A 5,371-nucleotide genomic window follows, 5' to 3' on the forward strand; every position below is an offset into this window, starting at 1 on the left:
AGATAGGCCTCGACGCTGTCGAACCCCAGAAGCTTCGAGAAATAGGCGTTCTGCATGGCGCCAAGGCCGGTCGTCACATGGTTCGGGCAGACGGCGTTCACGGTGATGCCGTGCGCGCCAAGTTCGATGGCCGACGCCCGCGTCAGCCCCACCATGCCATGCTTCGAGCTGACATAGGCGGGCAGATGCGGAAAGCCGGATTTCGCTGCCTGGCTGGCGATATTGATGATGCGCCCGCCGCGCCCGGCGGCGATCATCGCCCGCGCCGCCGCCTGCGTGCCGTAAAAGGCACCCGACAGGTTCACCGCGATCACCTTCGCCCAGTCGGCGGGGTCCACGTCCAGCAACGGCTTCATCATGAAGCCGATCCCGGCATTGTTGACGAACACGTCCAGCCGCCCGAACCGGCTGACCGTCGACGCCACCAGCGCATCGACGGCGGCCGCATCGCTGACGTCGCAGGCAAGTGTTTCCACCGCCACCCCGCGCGCGCGCAGATCCTCGGCGACAGCCTGCGCCTCGGCGTCGATCACCACGTCGGACACCACGCAGTCGGCGCCCTCGTCGGCGAAGCGTTGCAGGATCGCCTGCCCCAGCCCGCGCTGCCGCCCGGACCCGGTAACGACGACCACCTTGCCGGCAAATCGCCCCATCACAGTGTTTCCCTCGTGATGGGCCATCACAGTATTTCCGTCGTGATGGGCCATCACAGTGTTTCAGTCGTGATGAACAGCGGGTTGTCGGCAAAGGCGCGGAATTCGGCCGCAACCTTCTGAATCGAATCCGAGGCGACATCCGCGCCGAACGCCGCCATGTCGGCCACGTCGATCACCTCGGCATAGGCATAGGGCGGCCGTTCCTCGGCGCCCAGCAGCCCGGTCAGCCGATAGACCTGAAAATCAGCAACCGATCCCAGCGCCCTGACGCCCGGAATGTCGGCCGATTTCGCCCAGCGTTCATAGGCTGCCGCATCGGTGCCCGGCAGCAGGTTGAACAGCACGATGATCCGCATATTTTCCCCTTTGTTTTATGTTCAGTGCAACGGCGGCGGCACATAGGCGCCAAGCGACGCATCGATCCTTGCAGCCAGCCGGAACAGCGCCGCCTCGCTTCCGGGCGCGCCCACCAGTTGCACCGCAACCGGCATGCCGTCCCTGTCGCGGCCCGAAGGCAGCACCAGCGACGGCAGCCCGCCGACATTGGCAAGTCCGGTCAGGTCGGCCTGATTCATCGGCGCATCGCCGCCCTGCCGGAAAGCCGGCTGCGGCGCTGCCGGCATCAGCACGGCGCTGCCGGGCTGCACCCCTTCGCGAAGCGTCGCGCGGGTGCGGGCCAGAATGGCGGCGTCGGCCGCAAGCCGCTCGGGGCTGCGGGCCAGCGCGTGGTCCAGCAACGCATGAAGTTCCGGCGAAATGCGCGCTGCATGGCGCTTCCGGTCGTCGCCCAGATGCCCCGCCATCTCGCGGACGGCCAGCATCAGCGCCGCGCTGCGAATGGCTTTCGCCGGGTCTTCCAAAGCCAGCGGCGCACAAGGCATGGCGGCAATGATATTGAACGCCGCCTGATAGCCCGCCAGCACCGCAAGTTCGCAATCAACGCCGCCCAGATCGTCCAGCAGCAGGATGCGCTCGATCGGTGCCGCGTCCGGCAGATCCATCAGCACGGCGGTCACCGCACGCAGGTCATCCAGCGAACGCGCCAGCGGGCCGATCGCATCCAGTTCGGCGCAAAGCGGCGCCAGCCCGGCGGTTGCGATTGCGCCGTTGCCGGGCTTCAACCCATAGACGCCATTATAGGCAGCCGGAATCCGCACCGAGCCCAGGGTATCGGTGCCAAGCGCCGCCACGCAGAACCCGGCGGCGACGGCCGCACCACTCCCGCCCGAGGAACCGCCCGGCGTGCGGCCGCCGTCGGCCTCCAGACCGTGCGGATTCAGCGCGCGGCCAAACCAGCGGTTGTCGGTCGTCGCACCAAGCGCCGCTTCCTGCATGTTCAAGGTGCCAAGCACCACCGCGCCTGCCGCCCGCAAGCGGCGAACGGCGTCGGCGTCTTCGGCCGCCACGCGGTCGCGGTAAAGCTCCATGCCGGCGTCCCACGGCAGCCCGGCTACGGCGATGTTCGACTTCACCGCCACCGGCACGCCTTCCAGCGGCCGCGGATCGCCCGCCCGGATGCGCTGGTCGCTTTCCAGCGCCGCCCGCCGCGCGCCCTCGCGGTCCTGCGCGATGAAGGCTTTCAGTCGCGCATCCAGCGCGTCGATCAGGGCGAACCTGTCGGCCAGATAGGTCGACGGGCTGCCCTCGCCCCGGCGCCAGGCAGCATGCAGTGCTGCAATGTCCATGTCTGTGGTCACAGTCCCCGCTCGTCGATCAGCCGGATCGGCTTCTGCCGGATATCGATCTGCGTGTCAGCCGCAGTTGCGCCTGGCGGCACCAGTTCGATCTCTACCTCGACGCCCAGCCCCTGCCGCAGCATCGCGCCAAGCTGCGCGCGGTCGGTGCCGCCACGGCTTTCCAGCGTCACGGTCATGTCGTCGCGCTGGCTTATGGGATCGCGCCGCAGATGGCAGACATATTCGCCGGTCAGGTCGGGGCGGTTTTCGATCAGCGCGCCGATCGCATGCGGGAACAGGTTGATGCCACGCAGCTTGACCATGTTGTCGCTGCGGCCCTTGAAGCCGGCGATGCGGCGGAACACCATGCCGGTATCGTTCACGCCCGACAGTTCGTGTGTGATGTCGTGCGTGTTGAAGCGGATGCAGGGCGCAACGTCGTCCTTGAACAGGCAGGTCACCACCATGTCGCCGGTTTCGCCGGTCTGCACGGGCAGGCCGCTGTCGACGTCCAGCAGTTCCAGATACTGCGCGTCTTCCCACACATAAAGGCCGTTGCGTTCCGGGCCTTCGCCGGCGATGGTGCCGGTGTCGCCGACACCATACCAGTCATAGGCCTTGGCGCCGTGCCATGCGGCCTCGGTCGAGGCGCGGTCCTCGGTGCCCAGATGGCCGATGATCATCCGCAGCTTGATGCGGTCGAACAGGCCGGCGGCCTCGGCGACTTCGGCCAGCTTGCGGATATAATCGACGAAGCCCACCATCACCGTCACGCCGAAGTCGGCCATCAGGTTCACCTGCGCCGCCGAACGGGTTTCAACCCCGGTTCCGGCCGACAGGAACACCGAATTGGTGAAGTGGGTGACGGCTTCGCGGATGTAATGGCCACCGTTGATCATGCCGTGCCCATAGACCGACTGCACGATGTCGCGCGGTTCCAGGCCCTGCCAGCGATACATGCGCCCCACCAGCAGGTTGCACACCTCGCGCCCTTTCGGCCCGAACAAAAGCGCCTGCGGCCGGCCGGTGGTGCCGCTGGTGGTGTGAAACACCACGGGCGAGCGGTCAGGCCCGGCGCCCATGCCGTGGAAATCGCCAAAGGGCGGATGTTCGGCGATCGAGGCCATCAGGTCCGACTTGTCATAGACCGGCAGCCTGGTGATGTCGTCGAGGCTGCGGATGTCGCCTGCCTCGATGCCCTTCGCACCCCACAAACGCTGATAGAACGGGATTTCCCAGCCGCGCTGCATGAGGCGCGCGAACTGTCGTTCCTGCACGGCGCGCAGTTCGTCGCGGCTCATCGCCGTATAGCGGGCAACGAATGCATCGCCGACCGGATAGTCGTTCAGCATGGCTTTCGCGTCGAAGGCTTCGAAATAACTCGGGAAACTCATGTCGGCTCCGTGAAATACTGCAAGGGTGCTTCGAACAGGCGCGGGTCGTGCCCGGCGGGGGCCAGTTCCCGTGCGAGCTGGCGTTTGGCGGCGGCCTGTTCCGCGGTCAGCGGCACCTGCGGGCTGCCGGGCGTGTGCGCCACCAGGTGCGCCACGCCATCCAGCACCACCGTCTGCGGGAACAGGGCATTCAGGTCGGGGTTGTCATCGACGACAACCGCCACGCGGCTGGCGCGGGCCAGCACGTCGGGGTCGTCGAATGTGGCGCGGTCGAAGCGGCGCGGATCGATGCGGCCATCCTGCTGCATCAGCGCCACCAACAGCGGCAGGCAGAGGCGCGCATAGGCAGGGGTCATCCCCTCGACCAGCGGCCGCCCCACCAGCCGCGCGATCAGCGGCGGCACCCGCGCCTCCACCACCTGCGCCTCGCGGTGGGCGGCCACCGTCATCAGCACGGCATGGCTCGCGCGGCCGCTGGGGAAAGGCTTGGTGCTGACTTCGCCGATCCGCCAGACGTTGCCCAGATCGCGGATCGCGGGCGCCAGTTCGCCCTGGTCGAACAGCTTCAGATACCCGAACGGCCCTTCCAGCGCATCGTGCGGCCCGGTCAGCCCGGCGGCCACCAGATCGACAGCCGTTACCGCCGCGCGCGCCGCATTCGCCACCTGCAGCGGCAACGCGATCGAGCCTTCGACATGCGCCTGCATGGTGCCCGCACAGAAGGACACCGCCAGCCCCAGCACATCGGCGGCGGCAGCGCGGCCCAGCCCGGCGATCCGCGCCGCAGCAAGCGCTGCCCCCACCAGCCCCGCCGTCGCCGGGCGGAAAAAGGTCAGCGGCGTGTCTGCGGCGATGCCAAGCGCGCTTGCCACTTCAACCCCGACGGCAAGCGCCGCCAGCGCCTCTTCGGGGTCGGCGTCGCCCATCCGGTCGATGGTGGCGCCCAGCGCCGCCGTCACCACCGAAAGCGCATGCACGACCGCCGGTTCATGCACGCTGTCCCACTCGAGGCAGTGGATATGAAAGCCGTTCACAAAGGCTGCGCCGGCGGCGGGCAACCGGCCCGACAGGCCGATCTGCCGCGCATCGGCGCCGCTGCCCCACCGGGCGGCGGCCGCCCGCACGCCCGCAGCGCCGGGCGCCGTCGCCCCGGCGGCCCCCACCGCCAGCGTGTCGGCCAGCAGCCGCAGGCTGTCCGCCCGGACGCCTGCGGCAAGCCGGTGCGGCGCGCAGGCGAAATCCAGAAGCAGGGCGGTCGCGCTCATAGCCACTGCTCCAGCAGCGCGATCACTGCGGCCGGGTCATCGCCACCCAGCGCCACTTCGGCTGCTGCCGCCGCCGCGTCGGCACCGATGCCGCCCCAATCCATCAGCGCCCGCGCCTTCGCCACCACGCCATCGGCGGCAAGCGGGCGCTCCGGGTCGCCCAGCGTATCGGTGATCGAAACCGTTTGCCCGCCCGCACTTACCCTTGCGCCGAAATGCGCCGGATAGGCGGCGGTGATGCCCGCATCCCCGGTCACGCGAACCTTTGCGCGCAACGGCGCCAGCCGGGCGATCGCATCCGGCTCGAAGTCGGCAAGCGCCGGTTCGCCCTTGGCGATCACCACCGCAACGGCGTGCTGCAACGAGAATTTTGCTTCGTG

Annotated in this window: 6 protein-coding genes; all 6 read right to left on the reverse strand. The window is 68.4% G+C overall.

Going from position 1 to position 5,371, the window contains the following annotated elements; all coding sequences use genetic code 11:
- The coding region (locus AC16JP_RS04365; protein WP_484339382.1) for an SDR family NAD(P)-dependent oxidoreductase at positions 1-653 on the reverse strand (653 nt) is incomplete at its 3' end.
- Between the two features lie 53 nt (positions 654-706).
- On the reverse strand, positions 707-1,012 hold the full coding sequence (locus AC16JP_RS04370) for an REDY-like protein HapK (protein WP_484339383.1): 306 nt from the start codon (positions 1,010-1,012) through the stop codon (positions 707-709).
- A gap of 21 nt (positions 1,013-1,033) precedes the next feature.
- Entirely contained in the window at positions 1,034-2,353 is a 1,320-nt protein-coding gene (locus AC16JP_RS04375) for an amidase (RefSeq protein WP_484339384.1), read from the reverse strand.
- Entirely contained in the window at positions 2,350-3,726 is a 1,377-nt protein-coding gene (locus tag AC16JP_RS04380) for a phenylacetate--CoA ligase family protein (RefSeq protein WP_484339385.1), read from the reverse strand. The genes AC16JP_RS04375 and AC16JP_RS04380 overlap by 4 nt, the downstream gene beginning before the upstream one ends.
- Positions 3,723-4,991 carry an MmgE/PrpD family protein gene (locus AC16JP_RS04385; RefSeq protein WP_484339386.1) on the reverse strand — a complete coding sequence of 423 codons (1,269 nt, stop codon included), beginning with the start codon at positions 4,989-4,991 and terminating at the stop codon, positions 3,723-3,725. The genes AC16JP_RS04380 and AC16JP_RS04385 overlap by 4 nt, the downstream gene beginning before the upstream one ends.
- A partial coding sequence (locus tag AC16JP_RS04390) for a hypothetical protein (RefSeq protein ID WP_484339387.1) occupies positions 4,988-5,371 on the reverse strand: 384 nt, incomplete at its 5' end. The genes AC16JP_RS04385 and AC16JP_RS04390, both read right to left, overlap by 4 nt.

The organism is Sandaracinobacteroides sp., from assembly GCF_057137845.1.

Coding starts and splice junctions, on each gene's coding strand:
- AC16JP_RS04370 (WP_484339383.1), bottom strand. CDS start 1,012: ATGCGGATCATCGTGCTGTTCAACCTGCTGCCGGGCACCGATGCGGCA.
- AC16JP_RS04380 (WP_484339385.1), bottom strand. CDS start 3,726: ATGAGTTTCCCGAGTTATTTCGAAGCCTTCGACGCGAAAGCCATGCTG.
- AC16JP_RS04385 (WP_484339386.1), bottom strand. CDS start 4,991: ATGAGCGCGACCGCCCTGCTTCTGGATTTCGCCTGCGCGCCGCACCGG.